Raw genomic sequence first — 13,908 nt, 5'->3', positions numbered from 1 at the left:
ATCAGCAGCAAATCCTGTCAAAATAGGAGGGTAATATTTCTTTTACTTCAAAACGGACACGATTCAACAGCATGCAGTTGACGTAAAGTCATCGACCCACCAGGGTTAAAGGGCATGAAATGTTAATGAGAATCGATCTATGTGATTTAATGTGAAGAAACCTTTGTTAAAGTTGACAAAAGGTTATAGAAAGGAGTAAAAAACCACATCATTTTGCTGTCTATGTCTCATTTCTGACAGTCGGTGTAAGGTTATTTGTTCCTCCCCATGAATCGATGTGATGTCCATCTGCCAGCAAGAGCAGAGCTGTAGATATCACTTTTGATGAGTAAGCAATGAGTATGTCAACATCCACAGAAGTCGTCGCTCATCACTGGGCATTCGCAATCTTTCTTATTGTTGCCATTGGCCTGTGCTGCCTGATGTTAATTGGCGGCTGGTTCCTGGGCGGTCGCGCCCGCGCAAGGCACAAAAACACCCCATTTGAATCGGGTATCGATTCGGTAGGTACTGCTCGCTTACGCTTGTCCGCCAAGTTCTATCTGGTGGCCATGTTCTTCGTCATTTTCGACGTTGAAGCGCTCTACCTGTTCGCATGGTCAACGTCAATCCGCGAAAGTGGATGGACTGGCTTTGTCGAAGCCGCAATTTTCATTTTAGTGCTACTGGCCGGTCTGGTGTACCTGGTGCGCATCGGCGCGCTGGACTGGACACCTGTGCGTTCACGCCGTGAACTGGTTAATCCGGAAAACAGTAACTCTAATCGTCAGCAGTAACAGCGAGGCAATAAGATGGATTATACGCTCACCCGCATAGATCCTAACGGTGAGAATGACCGTTACCCCCTGCAAAAACAGGAGATCGTAACCGACCCCCTGGAGCAAGAAGTCAACAAAAGCGTGTACATGGGCAAACTCGAACATGCCATGCACGATATGGTCAACTGGGGTCGTAAGAACTCCATCTGGCCATACAACTTTGGTCTTTCTTGCTGCTACGTTGAAATGGTGACGTCATTCACTGCGGTGCATGACGTTGCGCGTTTTGGTGCCGAGGTACTGCGTGCTTCCCCTCGTCAGGCTGACCTGATGGTGGTGGCCGGAACCTGCTTCACCAAAATGGCGCCAGTTATTCAGCGTCTTTATGACCAGATGCTCGAGCCGAAGTGGGTTATCTCCATGGGTGCCTGTGCAAACTCGGGTGGTATGTACGACATTTATTCCGTTGTGCAAGGCGTCGATAAGTTTATCCCGGTGGATGTTTACATCCCTGGCTGCCCGCCGCGTCCGGAAGCTTACATGCAGGCGCTGATGCTGCTGCAGGAGTCGATCGGTAAAGAACGCCGTCCGCTTTCCTGGGTCGTGGGCGACCAGGGCGTGTACCGCGCCAATATGCAGTCTGAGCGCGAGCGTAAACGCGGAGAACGTATTGCAGTCACCAATCTGCGTACGCCTGACGAAATTTAATTTGCGCCTGTGGGCCTGGGGCAAACCTTCGCATATCACTATACAAATAGCGCGAAGCCAGGCTTAACAGTCACCACGGACCATTTGCAATGGTGAACAATATGACCGACTTAACCGCGCAAGATGCCGCATGGCAAACCCGGGATCATCTCGATGACCCGGTCATTGGCGAACTGCGCAACCGTTTTGGGCCGGATGCCTTTACTGTTCAGGCCACCCGCACCGGGGTACCCGTTGTTTGGGTGAAGCGTGAACAATTGCTGGAAGCAGTTGATTTCTTAAAGAAATTACCTAAACCTTACGTCATGCTGTTTGACTTACACGGCATGGATGAGCGTCTTCGCACCCACCGTCACGGTTTACCCGCGGCGGATTTTTCCGTTTTCTACCACCTGATCTCAATAGACCGCAATCGGGATATCATGCTCAAGGTGGCATTGTCTGAAAACGACATGCATCTGCCGACGCTCACCAAACTTTTCCCTAACGCCAACTGGTATGAGCGTGAAACCTGGGAAATGTTCGGCATGACATTCGATGGCCACCCGCACCTGACGCGCATCATGATGCCGCAGACCTGGACCGGCCACCCGCTGCGTAAAGACTATCCGGCGCGCGCCACCGAATTCGATCCGTTTGAGCTGACCAAAGCCAAACAGGATCTGGAGATGGAAGCGCTGACTTTCAAGCCGGAAGACTGGGGCATGAAGCGCGGTACCGACAACGAGGACTTCATGTTCCTCAACCTCGGTCCAAACCACCCGTCTGCGCACGGTGCGTTCCGTATTATTCTTCAGCTCGACGGCGAAGAGATTGTCGACTGCGTGCCTGATGTCGGTTACCACCACCGTGGTGCTGAGAAGATGGGCGAGCGTCAGTCCTGGCACAGCTACATTCCGTACACCGACCGTATCGAGTACCTCGGCGGCTGCGTGAACGAAATGCCTTACGTGCTGGCCGTTGAGAAACTGGCGGGTATCACCGTACCGGATCGCGTTAACGTTATCCGCGTGATGCTGTCAGAACTGTTCCGTATCAACAGTCACCTGCTCTACATCTCCACGTTCATTCAGGACGTCGGGGCGATGACGCCGGTGTTCTTCGCGTTTACCGACCGTCAGAAAATCTACGATCTGGTTGAAGCAATTACGGGTTTCCGTATGCACCCGGCCTGGTTCCGTATTGGCGGCGTGGCACATGACCTGCCGCGCGGATGGGATCGTCTGCTGCGCGAATTCCTCGACTGGATGCCGAAGCGTCTGGCCTCTTACGAGAAAGCCGCGCTGCGTAACACCATCCTGATTGGCCGTTCCAAAGGCGTGGCCGCTTACGGCGCGAAAGAAGCGCTGGAGTGGGGCACCACCGGTGCTGGCCTGCGTGCGACGGGTATTGATTTCGACGTGCGTAAAGCCCGTCCATACTCTGGCTACGAAAACTTCGACTTCGAAGTCCCGGTTGGCGGCGGCGTATCCGACTGCTACACCCGCGTGATGCTGAAAGTCGAAGAGCTGCGCCAGAGTCTTCGCATCCTTGAGCAGTGCCTCAACAACATGCCGGAAGGCCCGTTCAAAGCGGATCACCCGCTGACAACGCCGCCACCGAAAGAGCGCACGCTGCAACATATCGAAACTCTGATCACTCACTTCCTGCAGGTTTCCTGGGGCCCGGTCATGCCGGCCAACGAATCCTTCCAGATGATTGAAGCGACCAAGGGTATTAACAGTTACTACCTGACCAGTGACGGCAGCACCATGAGCTATCGTACGCGTATCCGTACGCCGAGCTATGCGCACCTGCAGCAGATCCCGTCCGCCATTCGCGGCAGTCTGGTCTCCGACCTGATTGTGTATCTGGGTAGTATCGATTTTGTTATGTCAGATGTGGACCGCTAATTATGCACGAGAATCAACAACCACAAACCGAGGCTTTTGAGCTGAGTGCGGCAGAACGTGCGGCAATTGAGCACGAAATGCACCACTACGAAGACCCGCGTGCGGCATCCATTGAAGCGCTGAAAATCGTCCAGAAACAGCGTGGTTGGGTACCCGATGGCGCGATCTATGCGATCGCCGACGTGCTGGGTATCCCGGCAAGCGACGTGGAAGGGGTGGCAACATTCTACAGCCAGATCTTCCGCCAGCCGGTGGGCCGTCACGTTATTCGCTATTGCGACAGCGTCGTTTGCCATATCACCGGTTATCAGGGCATCCAGGCTGCACTCGAGAAGAAACTCGATATCAAGCCAGGACAGACGACCTTTGACGGTCGTTTCACGCTGCTGCCAACCTGCTGCCTGGGTAACTGCGACAAGGGGCCGAGCATGATGATTGATGAGGACACTCACAGCCATCTGACGCCGGAAGCAATTCCTGACCTGCTGGAGCGGTACAAATGAAAACAGTCATTCGCACTGCTGAAACCCATCCGCTGACCTGGCGTCTGCGCGATGACAAACAGCCGGTTTGGCTCGAAGAATACCAGAGCAAAAACGGTTACGAAGGGGCGCGTAAAGCGCTCTCAGGCATGGCGCCAGATGAGATCGTTAACGCGGTTAAAGATTCCGGCCTGAAAGGGCGCGGCGGTGCAGGCTTTTCCACCGGTCTTAAGTGGAGCCTGATGCCGAAAGACGAATCCATGAACATCCGTTACCTGCTGTGTAACGCCGATGAAATGGAGCCAGGCACCTATAAAGACCGCCTGCTGATGGAGCAGCTGCCGCACCTGCTGGTGGAAGGCATGCTGATCTCCGCGTTCGCACTGAAAGCCTATCGTGGTTACATCTTCCTGCGCGGCGAATACATCGAAGCGGCAGAGCACCTGCGCCGCGCGATTGCAGAAGCGACCGAAGCGGGCCTGCTGGGCAAAAACATTCTCGGCACCGGTTTTGATTTTGAGCTGTTCGTGCACACGGGCGCAGGGCGTTATATCTGTGGTGAAGAGACCGCACTGATTAACTCCCTCGAAGGCCGCCGCGCGAACCCACGCTCCAAGCCGCCTTTCCCGGCAAGTTCCGGCGTCTGGGGTAAACCGACCTGTGTCAACAACGTCGAAACCCTGTGTAACGTACCGGCTATTCTCGCTAACGGCGTGGAGTGGTATCAGAACATTTCGACCAGCAAAGACGCGGGCACCAAGCTGATGGGCTTCTCCGGCCGCGTCAAAAACCCTGGCCTTTGGGAACTGCCGTTCGGTACTACCGCACGCGAAATCCTCGAAGACTATGCGGGCGGGATGCGCGATGGCCTGAAATTTAAAGCCTGGCAACCGGGTGGGGCAGGGACCGATTTCCTGACCGAAGCCCACCTCGATCTGCCAATGGAATTTGAAAGCATTGGTAAAGCAGGCAGCCGTCTGGGTACGGCGCTGGCGATGGCCGTGGACCATGAAATTGGCATGGTGTCGCTGGTGCGTAACCTGGAAGAGTTCTTCGCGCGCGAATCCTGCGGCTGGTGTACGCCATGCCGTGATGGTTTGCCATGGAGCGTGAAAATTCTGCGCGCTATCGAGCGCGGCGAAGGCCAGCCGGGCGATATCGAGACACTTGAGCAACTGTGTCGATTCCTCGGTCCGGGCAAAACCTTCTGTGCCCACGCACCAGGTGCCGTTGAGCCATTGCAGAGCGCGATTAAATATTTCCGCGACGAATTCGAAGCAGGCATCAAGCAGCAGTTCAGCAATACCCATTTGATTAATGGTATTCAGCCGAACCTGCTGAAAGCGCGCTGGTAGCGATACTGAATTTTGATTAACGCTCAGTCTCTGACTGAGCCAACTGGAAGCATGCTAATGGCTACGATTCATGTAGACGGCAAAGAATACGAGGTCAACGGGGCCGACAACCTGCTAGAAGCTTGTCTGTCTCTCGGCCTTGATATTCCGTATTTTTGCTGGCATCCGGCGCTGGGCAGCGTCGGTGCTTGCCGCCAGTGTGCGGTGAAGCAATATCAAAACGCGGAAGACACGCGTGGGCGCCTGGTGATGTCCTGTATGACACCAGCGACCGAAGGCACCTTTATTTCGATTGAAGACGAAGAAGCGAAACAGTTCCGCGAGAGCGTCGTGGAATGGTTGATGACCAACCACCCGCACGACTGTCCGGTTTGTGAAGAGGGCGGTAACTGCCATCTTCAGGATATGACCGTGATGACCGGTCATAGCTTCCGTCGCTATCGCTTTACTAAACGTACCCACCGTAATCAGGATCTGGGGCCGTTCATCTCTCACGAAATGAACCGCTGCATCGCCTGCTATCGCTGCGTGCGTTACTACAAAGATTACGCAGACGGTCAGGATCTTGGCGTGTATGGTGCACATGACAACGTCTACTTTGGTCGTCCGGAAGACGGTACGCTCGAAAGCGAATTCTCCGGTAACCTGGTAGAAATCTGCCCGACCGGCGTCTTCACCGATAAAACGCACTCCGAGCGTTACAACCGTAAGTGGGACATGCAGTTTGCACCAAGCATCTGCCAGCAGTGTTCCCTTGGCTGTAACACCAGCCCGGGCGAGCGCTATGGTGAACTGCGTCGTATCGAAAACCGTTACAACGGTACCGTAAACCACTACTTCCTCTGCGACCGTGGTCGTTTCGGCTATGGCTATGTGAACCTGAAAGACCGTCCGCGTCAGCCGGTTCAGCGTCGTGGCGATGACCTGATCACCCTCAACGCTGAACAAGCGATGCAGGGCGCGGCAGATATTCTGCGCCAGTCGAAGAAAGTGATCGGTATCGGCTCCCCGCGCGCCAGCGTCGAAAGCAACTTTGCGCTGCGTGAGCTGGTGGGTGCGGATAACTTCTACACCGGTATCGCCAACGGCGAGCAGGAACGTCTACAGCTGGTGCTGAAAGTGCTGCGTGAAGGCGGTATTCGTACCCCGGCGCTGCGAGAAATCGAATCCTATGACGCGGTGCTGGTGCTGGGCGAAGATCTGACTCAGACCGGTGCACGCGTTGCGCTGGCCGTACGTCAGGCGGTGAAAGGTAAAGCACGTGAAATGGCAGCGGCCCAGAAAGTGGCTGACTGGCAGATTGCGGCAATCCTGAACATCGGCCAGCGTGCCAAACATCCGCTGTTTGTGACGAACGTCGACAACACGCGTCTGGACGACATCGCGGCGTGGACCTATCGCGCACCGGTGGAAGATCAGGCGCGCCTCGGTTTTGCTATTGCTCACGCGCTGGATAACAGTGCTCCGGCCGTTGAAGGCCTGGATCGTGACCTGCAAAACAAGATCGACGTGATCGTTCAAGCTCTGGCCGGTGCGAAAAAACCACTGATTATTTCCGGCACCAACGCCGGCAGCCCTGATGTGATTCAGGCGGCGGCAAACGTGGCTAAAGCGCTGAAAGGGCGTGGGACAGACGTGGGTGTGACCATGATTGCGCGCGCAGTGAACAGCGTCGGTCTGGGACTGATTGGCGGCGGTTCTCTGGAAGCGGCGTTAAGCGAACTCGAATCGGGTGCGGCTGACGGCGTTATCGTACTTGAGAACGACTTGCATCGTCATGCTTCTGCGGCTCGCGTGGATGCCGCTCTGTCTAAAGCGCCGTTGGTGATGGTAATCGACCATCAGCGCACCGCGATTATGGACAAAGCGCACCTCGTGCTCTCAGCGGCAAGCTTCGCCGAAAGCGACGGTACGGTTATCAACAACGAAGGTCGCGCACAGCGTTTCTTCCAGGTTTATGACCCGTCTTATTACGACAGCAACACCGTGATGCTGGAAAGCTGGCGCTGGCTGCACTCGCTGCACAGCACCGTAGAAAACCGTCAGGTGGACTGGACGCAGCTCGATGATGTGATCGATGCCGTGGTTGCAAAACTGCCGCAGTTGGCGGGCATTAAAGAAGCCGCGCCGGACGCGAGCTTCCGCATTCGCGGCCAGAAACTGGCCCGTGAACCGCACCGTTACAGTGGTCGTACCGCGATGCGCGCGAATATCAGCGTGCACGAACCACGTCAGCCGCAGGATAAAGACACGATGTTCGCCTTCTCCATGGAAGGGAACAACCAACCGTCTGCACCGCGCTCTCAGGTTCCGTTCGCATGGGCACCAGGCTGGAACTCCCCGCAGGCATGGAACAAGTTCCAGGCGGAAGTGGGCGGCTCTCTGCGCCACGGTGACCCAGGTGTCCGTCTGATCGAAGCGAGCGAAACGGGTCTGGATTACTTCACGACCGTTCCGGCGAGTTTCGAAGCGCAGGAAGGCAACTGGCGTATCGCGCCGTACTACCATCTGTTCGGTAGTGACGAGATGTCCCAGCGCTCTCCGGTATTCCAGACGCGTATGCCGCAGCCTTACATCAAGCTCAATCCGGCGGATGCCGCGAAGCTTGGCGTCAACGCGGGCAGCCAGGTCTCCTTTAGCTATGAAGGCCAGACCATCAGTCTGCCGCTGGTTATCGCCGAAGGTCTGACAGCAGGGCAGGTGGGTCTGCCGATGGGTCTGCCGGGCATCGCTCCGGTACTGGCGGGCGCGCGTCTTGATAATCTGCAGGAGGCACAAGCATGAGTTGGTTAACGCCGGATCTCATCGAAATTCTGTTAAGCATTCTCAAGGCGGTGGTCATTCTGCTGGTGGTTGTCACCTGCGGCGCGTTCATGAGCTTTGGTGAACGCCGTCTGCTCGGTCTGTTCCAGAACCGTTACGGACCGAACCGCGTGGGCTGGGGTGGTTCACTCCAGCTGGTCGCGGACATGATCAAGATGTTCTTTAAAGAAGACTGGATCCCGAAATTCTCGGATCGCGTCATCTTTACTCTGGCACCGATGATCGCCTTTACCTCACTGCTGCTGGCCTTTGCTATCGTCCCGGTCAGTCCGACCTGGGTGGTCGCTGACCTGAATATCGGGATCTTGTTCTTCCTGATGATGGCGGGTCTTGCGGTGTACGCGGTGCTGTTTGCGGGCTGGTCCAGTAACAACAAATACTCGCTGCTGGGTGCGATGCGTGCGTCTGCGCAGACCCTGAGCTACGAAGTGTTCCTGGGTCTTTCCCTGATGGGCGTGGTGGCGCAGGCCGGTTCATTCAACATGACAGACATCGTCAACAACCAGGCCGACATCTGGAACGTCATTCCGCAGTTCTTTGGTTTTGTCACCTTTGCTATCGCGGGCGTGGCGGTGTGTCACCGTCACCCATTTGACCAGCCAGAAGCCGAGCAGGAACTGGCCGACGGTTATCACATTGAATATTCCGGTATGAAATTCGGTCTGTTCTTCGTGGGCGAGTACATCGGTATCGTCACCATTTCCGCGTTGATGGTAACGCTGTTCTTTGGTGGCTGGCATGGCCCGTTCTTACCGCCGTTCATCTGGTTCGCGCTGAAAACCGCGTTCTTCATGATGATGTTCATTTTGATTCGCGCCTCATTACCGCGTCCGCGTTATGACCAGGTAATGTCCTTCGGCTGGAAAGTGTGCCTGCCGCTGACGCTAGTCAACTTGTTGGTAACGGCAGCTGTCATTCTCTGGCAGCAGCCATAAGGGGCAATAGACCATGACCTTAAAAGAATTATTGGTAGGTTTCGGCACCCAGGTACGCAGTATCTGGATGATCGGCCTGCACGCGTTTGCAAAACGCGAAACCCAGATGTATCCGGAAGAGCCGGTCTATCTGCCGCCGCGCTACCGTGGCCGTATCGTGCTGACCCGCGATCCGGACGGCGAAGAGCGCTGCGTTGCCTGTAACCTGTGTGCGGTAGCCTGTCCGGTCGGCTGTATCTCTTTGCAGAAAGCAGAGACCAAAGACGGCCGCTGGTACCCTGAGTTCTTCCGCATTAACTTCTCACGCTGCATCTTCTGCGGTCTGTGTGAAGAAGCGTGCCCAACCACGGCGATTCAGCTGACTCCAGATTTCGAACTGGGTGAGTACAAGCGTCAGGACCTGGTGTACGAGAAAGAGGATCTGCTGATTTCCGGTCCGGGCAAATACCCGGAATATAACTTCTACCGGATGGCGGGTATGGCAATCGACGGCAAAGATAAGGGCGAAGCAGAGAACGAAGCTAAGCCTATCGACGTCAAGAGCCTGTTACCGTAAGGAGAGGGCAATGGAATTCGCTTTTTATATCTGTGGCCTTATCGCCATCCTGGCCACGCTGCGAGTGATTACGCACACCAATCCGGTGCATGCGTTGCTTTACTTAATCATTTCGCTTCTGGCCATTTCCGGCGTGTTCTTCGCGCTGGGCGCCCACTTTGCGGGTGCGCTGGAGATCATCGTCTACGCCGGGGCCATTATGGTTCTGTTCGTGTTCGTCGTCATGATGCTGAACCTGGGCGGCTCTGAAATTGAACAAGAGCGTCAGTGGTTGAAACCGCAGGTATGGATTGGCCCGGCGATTCTGTCGGCCATCATGCTGGCAGTGATCGTTTACGCAATTCTCGGCGTGAACGATCAGGGTATCGACGGTACGCCGATCAGCGCGAAAGCGGTCGGTATCACGCTGTTTGGTCCGTACGTACTGGCTGTTGAACTGGCGTCGATGCTGCTGCTGGCGGGTCTGGTTGTTGCCTTCCACGTTGGCCGCGAAGATCGTGCGGGCGAAGTGCTGAGCAACCGTGCGAATGACAGCGCGAAAAGAAAAACGGAGGAGCGCGCATGATCCCCTTAACACATGGACTGATCCTCGCCGCGATTTTGTTCGTTCTGGGCTTAACCGGTCTGGTTATCCGACGCAATCTGCTGTTTATGCTGATCGGTCTGGAAATCATGATCAACGCTTCCGCGCTGGCCTTTGTGGTCGCCGGTAGCTACTGGGGCCAGACCGATGGTCAGGTGATGTATATTCTTGCCATCAGCCTCGCGGCTGCCGAAGCGAGTATTGGCCTGGCGCTGTTGCTGCAGCTCCATCGTCGCCGCCAGAACCTGAACATCGATTCAGTAAGTGAGTTGCGTGGATGAACATGCTTGCCTTAACCATTATTTTCCCGTTGATCGGCTTTGTGCTGCTGGCTTTCTCACGCGGTCGCTGGTCGGAAAATCTGTCTGCCACCGTGGGCATCGGCTCTATCGGCCTGGCTGCGCTGGTCACCGCTTACGCGGGTATCGACTTCTTTAACAACGGCAAGCAGGCGTTCAGCCTGCCGCTGTGGACCTGGATGTCGGTCGGCGATTTCAACATCGGTTTCAGCCTGGTACTGGATGGTCTCTCCCTGACCATGCTCTCCGTGGTCACCGGCGTTGGTTTCCTGATCCACATGTTCGCCTCCTGGTATATGCGCGGTGAAGAGGGTTACTCCCGCTTCTTCGCCTACACCAACCTGTTTATCGCCAGCATGGTTGTTCTGGTGCTGGGTGATAACCTGCTGCTGATGTATCTCGGCTGGGAAGGCGTGGGTCTCTGTTCTTACCTGCTGATCGGTTTCTACTACACCGATCCGAAGAATGGCGCAGCGGCCATGAAAGCGTTCGTCGTGACCCGTGTGGGTGACGTGTTCCTCGCTTTCGCTCTGTTCATTCTTTACAACGAACTGGGCACGCTGAACTTCCGCGAAATGGTGGAACTGGCGCCAGCGCACTTCGAAGCAGGCAACAACATGCTGACGTGGGCAACGCTGATGCTGCTGGGTGGTGCCGTGGGTAAATCCGCGCAGCTGCCGTTGCAGACCTGGCTTGCGGACGCGATGGCAGGCCCAACGCCTGTCTCCGCGCTGATCCACGCCGCGACCATGGTGACCGCCGGTGTCTATCTGATTGCCCGTACCCATGGCCTGTTCCTGATGACGCCGGAAATTCTGCACCTTGTCGGTATCGTCGGTGCGGTAACTCTGGTGCTGGCGGGCTTTGCCGCGCTGGTTCAGACGGACATCAAACGCGTTCTCGCTTACTCCACCATGAGCCAGATTGGTTACATGTTCCTGGCGCTGGGCGTGCAGGCATGGGACGCAGCGATCTTCCACCTGATGACGCACGCGTTCTTTAAAGCGCTGCTGTTCCTCTCGTCCGGCTCCGTCATTCTGGCGTGCCATCACGAGCAGAACATCTTCAAGATGGGCGGTCTGCGCAAATCGATTCCGCTGGTGTATGTCTGCTTCCTGGTGGGCGGCGCGGCGCTGTCGGCACTGCCGATCATCACTGCGGGCTTCTTCAGTAAGGACGAAATCCTTGCGGGTGCCATGGCAAATGGTCATATCAATCTGATGGTGGCAGGTCTGGTCGGTGCGTTCATGACCTCCCTGTATACCTTCCGTATGATTTTCATCGTCTTCCACGGTAAAGAACAAATTCACGCTCACGCAGGGAAGGGGATTACTCACCACCTGCCGCTGCTGGTTCTGCTGGTGCTCTCTACCTTCGTTGGCGCGATGATTGTGCCACCGTTGCAGGGCGTACTGCCGGATACTACCGAGCTTGAGCACGGTCGCGTTCTGACGCTTGAAATCACCTCCGGTGTGGTCGCTATCGCAGGCATTCTGATTGCTGCATGGCTGTGGCTGGGCAAACGTACTCTGGTGACGGCTGTCGCTAACAGTGCGCCAGGCCGTCTGCTGGGCACCTGGTGGTACAACGCGTGGGGCTTCGACTGGCTGTACGACATGATCTTCGTTAAGCCGTTCCTGGGCGTTGCATGGTTGCTGAAACGCGATCCGATGAACTCCATGATGAACATCCCGGCAGTGCTGTCCCGCTTTGCAGGTAAAGGCCTGCTGTTGAGCGAGAACGGCTATCTGCGCTGGTATGTGGCATCCATGAGCATTGGTGCGGTCGTCGTGCTGGCGCTGCTGATGGTGTTGCGTTGATCTGAGATTGGGTTTGCCCGGTGGTACAAGCCGGGTCTACAAGAGCGTAGGTCGGATAAGCGTGAGTGCCACCCGACATAACAAACCCAGTCCGAAGTGAATGTTCCATGAGAATTCGTTGAAAATCGGCCCCGGCTGGGGCCTTAAAAAGGAATAAAAATCGCCATGTTACTACCCTGGCTAATATTAATTCCCTTCATTGGTGGGTTCCTGTGCTGGCAGACCGAACGCTTTGGCGTGAAGATGCCGCGCTGGATTGCGCTGATCACCATGGGATTGACGCTCGCGCTTGGTCTGCAACTGTGGTTGCAGGGCGGCTATTCTCTGACCCAGTCTGCGGGTATTCCGCAGTGGCAGTCTGAATTTATCCTGCCGTGGATACCGCGCTTTGGTATCACAATCCACCTCGCCATCGACGGTCTGTCGCTGCTGATGGTGGTGTTGACCGGTCTGCTCGGCGTTCTGGCGGTGCTCTGTTCCTGGAACGAGATTCAAAAATACCAGGGCTTCTTCCACCTGAACCTGATGTGGATCCTGGGCGGCGTTATCGGCGTGTTCCTTGCCATCGACATGTTCCTGTTCTTCTTCTTCTGGGAGATGATGTTGGTGCCGATGTACTTCCTGATCGCGCTGTGGGGCCATAAGGCATCCGACGGTAAAACGCGTATCACGGCGGCCACCAAGTTCTTCATCTACACCCAGGCGAGTGGTCTGGTGATGTTGATTGCCATCCTGGCGCTGGTGTTCGTGCACTACAACGCGACTGGTGTCTGGACCTTCAACTATCAGGACCTGCTGAAAACGCCAATGTCTCACGGCGTCGAATACCTGCTGATGCTGGGCTTCTTCATTGCGTTTGCGGTGAAAATGCCGGTGGTTCCACTGCACGGCTGGCTGCCAGACGCGCACTCCCAGGCACCCACGGCGGGTTCCGTTGACCTGGCGGGGATCTTGCTGAAAACCGCGGCCTACGGTCTGCTGCGCTTTGCGCTGCCGCTGTTCCCGAACGCCTCCGCGGAGTTTGCACCGATTGCGATGTGGCTCGGTGTGATTGGTATCTTCTACGGCGCATGGATGGCTTTCACGCAGTACGACATCAAACGTCTTATCGCGTACACCTCCGTTTCCCACATGGGCTTCGTGCTGATTGCCATCTACACCGGCAGCCAGCTGGCGTACCAGGGGGCGGTGATTCAGATGATTGCACACGGTCTGTCTGCGGCGGGTCTCTTCATCCTCTGTGGTCAGCTGTACGAACGTCTGCATACCCGTGACATGCGCATGATGGGCGGTCTGTGGAGCAAAATTAAGTGGTTGCCAGCCCTGTCGATGTTCTTCGCTGTGGCGACGCTGGGTATGCCGGGTACCGGTAACTTTGTCGGCGAATTCATGATTCTGTTCGGCAGCTTTAAAGTGGTTCCGGTCATTACGGTTATCTCCACTTTCGGCCTGGTCTTCGCGTCCGTTTACTCGCTGGCGATGCTGCATCGCGCTTACTTCGGTAAAGCGAAGAGCCAAATCGCGGCGCAAGAACTGCCGGGAATGTCGCTGCGCGAACTGTTCATCGTTCTGCTGCTGGTCGTACTGCTGGTGCTGCTGGGCTTCTATCCGCAGCCGATTCTGGATACCTCGCATTCCGCGATGGGTAATATCCAGCAGTGGTTTGTTAATTCTGCTTCTAATACAAGGCTGTAAAT

Annotated in this window: 12 protein-coding genes; all 12 read left to right on the top strand. The window is 55.9% G+C overall.

Going from position 1 to position 13,908, the window contains the following annotated elements:
- Positions 1-335: 335 nt before the first annotated feature.
- The 12 genes from nuoA to nuoM all read left to right on the top strand — a co-directional run bounded on the left by nuoA (position 336) and on the right by nuoM (position 13,906).
- The gene (gene nuoA, locus C0560_RS14190) at positions 336-776 is read left to right on the top strand and encodes an NADH-quinone oxidoreductase subunit NuoA (protein ID WP_102104904.1); all 441 of its coding nucleotides are present in this window, start codon (positions 336-338) and stop codon (positions 774-776) included.
- A 15-nt stretch (positions 777-791) separates the two neighbouring features.
- On the top strand, positions 792-1,466 hold the full coding sequence (nuoB, locus tag C0560_RS14185) for an NADH-quinone oxidoreductase subunit NuoB (RefSeq protein WP_003861482.1): 675 nt from the start codon (positions 792-794) through the stop codon (positions 1,464-1,466).
- 89 nt (positions 1,467-1,555) lie between these two features.
- Positions 1,556-3,358, top strand: coding sequence for an NADH-quinone oxidoreductase subunit C/D (gene nuoC, locus C0560_RS14180; RefSeq protein WP_100779451.1), 1,803 nt, complete (start codon positions 1,556-1,558; stop codon positions 3,356-3,358).
- A 2-nt stretch (positions 3,359-3,360) separates the two neighbouring features.
- Positions 3,361-3,861 (top strand): NADH-quinone oxidoreductase subunit NuoE, encoded by a 501-nt coding sequence (gene nuoE / locus C0560_RS14175; RefSeq protein ID WP_095282749.1) that lies wholly within the window; start codon positions 3,361-3,363, stop codon positions 3,859-3,861.
- Entirely contained in the window at positions 3,858-5,195 is a 1,338-nt protein-coding gene (gene nuoF / locus C0560_RS14170) for an NADH-quinone oxidoreductase subunit NuoF (RefSeq protein ID WP_100779452.1), read from the top strand. The genes nuoE and nuoF overlap by 4 nt, the downstream gene beginning before the upstream one ends.
- 57 nt (positions 5,196-5,252) lie before the next feature.
- Entirely contained in the window at positions 5,253-7,979 is a 2,727-nt protein-coding gene (gene nuoG / locus C0560_RS14165; protein WP_248858815.1) for an NADH-quinone oxidoreductase subunit NuoG, read from the top strand.
- On the top strand, positions 7,976-8,953 hold the full coding sequence (nuoH, locus tag C0560_RS14160) for an NADH-quinone oxidoreductase subunit NuoH (protein ID WP_095282746.1): 978 nt from the start codon (positions 7,976-7,978) through the stop codon (positions 8,951-8,953). The genes nuoG and nuoH overlap by 4 nt, the downstream gene beginning before the upstream one ends.
- Before the next feature lie 13 nt (positions 8,954-8,966).
- Entirely contained in the window at positions 8,967-9,509 is a 543-nt protein-coding gene (nuoI, locus tag C0560_RS14155; RefSeq protein WP_000172742.1) for an NADH-quinone oxidoreductase subunit NuoI, read from the top strand.
- A 10-nt stretch (positions 9,510-9,519) separates the two neighbouring features.
- Positions 9,520-10,074 (top strand): NADH-quinone oxidoreductase subunit J, encoded by a 555-nt coding sequence (gene nuoJ / locus C0560_RS14150; protein ID WP_100779454.1) that lies wholly within the window; start codon positions 9,520-9,522, stop codon positions 10,072-10,074.
- Positions 10,071-10,373 carry an NADH-quinone oxidoreductase subunit NuoK gene (nuoK, locus tag C0560_RS14145; protein WP_003861496.1) on the top strand — a complete coding sequence of 101 codons (303 nt, stop codon included), beginning with the start codon at positions 10,071-10,073 and terminating at the stop codon, positions 10,371-10,373. The genes nuoJ and nuoK overlap by 4 nt, the downstream gene beginning before the upstream one ends.
- Positions 10,370-12,211 (top strand): NADH-quinone oxidoreductase subunit L, encoded by a 1,842-nt coding sequence (nuoL, locus tag C0560_RS14140; protein WP_123427202.1) that lies wholly within the window; start codon positions 10,370-10,372, stop codon positions 12,209-12,211. The genes nuoK and nuoL overlap by 4 nt, the downstream gene beginning before the upstream one ends.
- Before the next feature lie 165 nt (positions 12,212-12,376).
- Positions 12,377-13,906, top strand: a complete 1,530-nt coding sequence (gene nuoM, locus C0560_RS14135) for an NADH-quinone oxidoreductase subunit M (protein WP_100779456.1) — start codon at positions 12,377-12,379, stop codon at positions 13,904-13,906.
- Positions 13,907-13,908 lie beyond the last annotated feature (2 nt).

The sequence above is a fragment of the Lelliottia sp. AC1 genome (assembly GCF_023278595.1).
Classification (GTDB): Bacteria; Pseudomonadota; Gammaproteobacteria; order Enterobacterales; family Enterobacteriaceae; genus Enterobacter; species Enterobacter nimipressuralis.
This window is presented reverse-complemented; position numbering and strand designations above follow the sequence as displayed.

Coding starts and splice junctions, on each gene's coding strand:
- nuoE (WP_095282749.1), top strand. CDS start 3,361: ATGCACGAGAATCAACAACCACAAACCGAGGCTTTTGAGCTGAGTGCG.
- nuoG (WP_248858815.1), top strand. CDS start 5,253: ATGGCTACGATTCATGTAGACGGCAAAGAATACGAGGTCAACGGGGCC.
- nuoL (WP_123427202.1), top strand. CDS start 10,370: ATGAACATGCTTGCCTTAACCATTATTTTCCCGTTGATCGGCTTTGTG.
- nuoC (WP_100779451.1), top strand. CDS start 1,556: ATGGTGAACAATATGACCGACTTAACCGCGCAAGATGCCGCATGGCAA.
- nuoA (WP_102104904.1), top strand. CDS start 336: ATGAGTATGTCAACATCCACAGAAGTCGTCGCTCATCACTGGGCATTC.
- nuoK (WP_003861496.1), top strand. CDS start 10,071: ATGATCCCCTTAACACATGGACTGATCCTCGCCGCGATTTTGTTCGTT.
- nuoM (WP_100779456.1), top strand. CDS start 12,377: ATGTTACTACCCTGGCTAATATTAATTCCCTTCATTGGTGGGTTCCTG.
- nuoI (WP_000172742.1), top strand. CDS start 8,967: ATGACCTTAAAAGAATTATTGGTAGGTTTCGGCACCCAGGTACGCAGT.
- nuoH (WP_095282746.1), top strand. CDS start 7,976: ATGAGTTGGTTAACGCCGGATCTCATCGAAATTCTGTTAAGCATTCTC.
- nuoJ (WP_100779454.1), top strand. CDS start 9,520: ATGGAATTCGCTTTTTATATCTGTGGCCTTATCGCCATCCTGGCCACG.
- nuoF (WP_100779452.1), top strand. CDS start 3,858: ATGAAAACAGTCATTCGCACTGCTGAAACCCATCCGCTGACCTGGCGT.
- nuoB (WP_003861482.1), top strand. CDS start 792: ATGGATTATACGCTCACCCGCATAGATCCTAACGGTGAGAATGACCGT.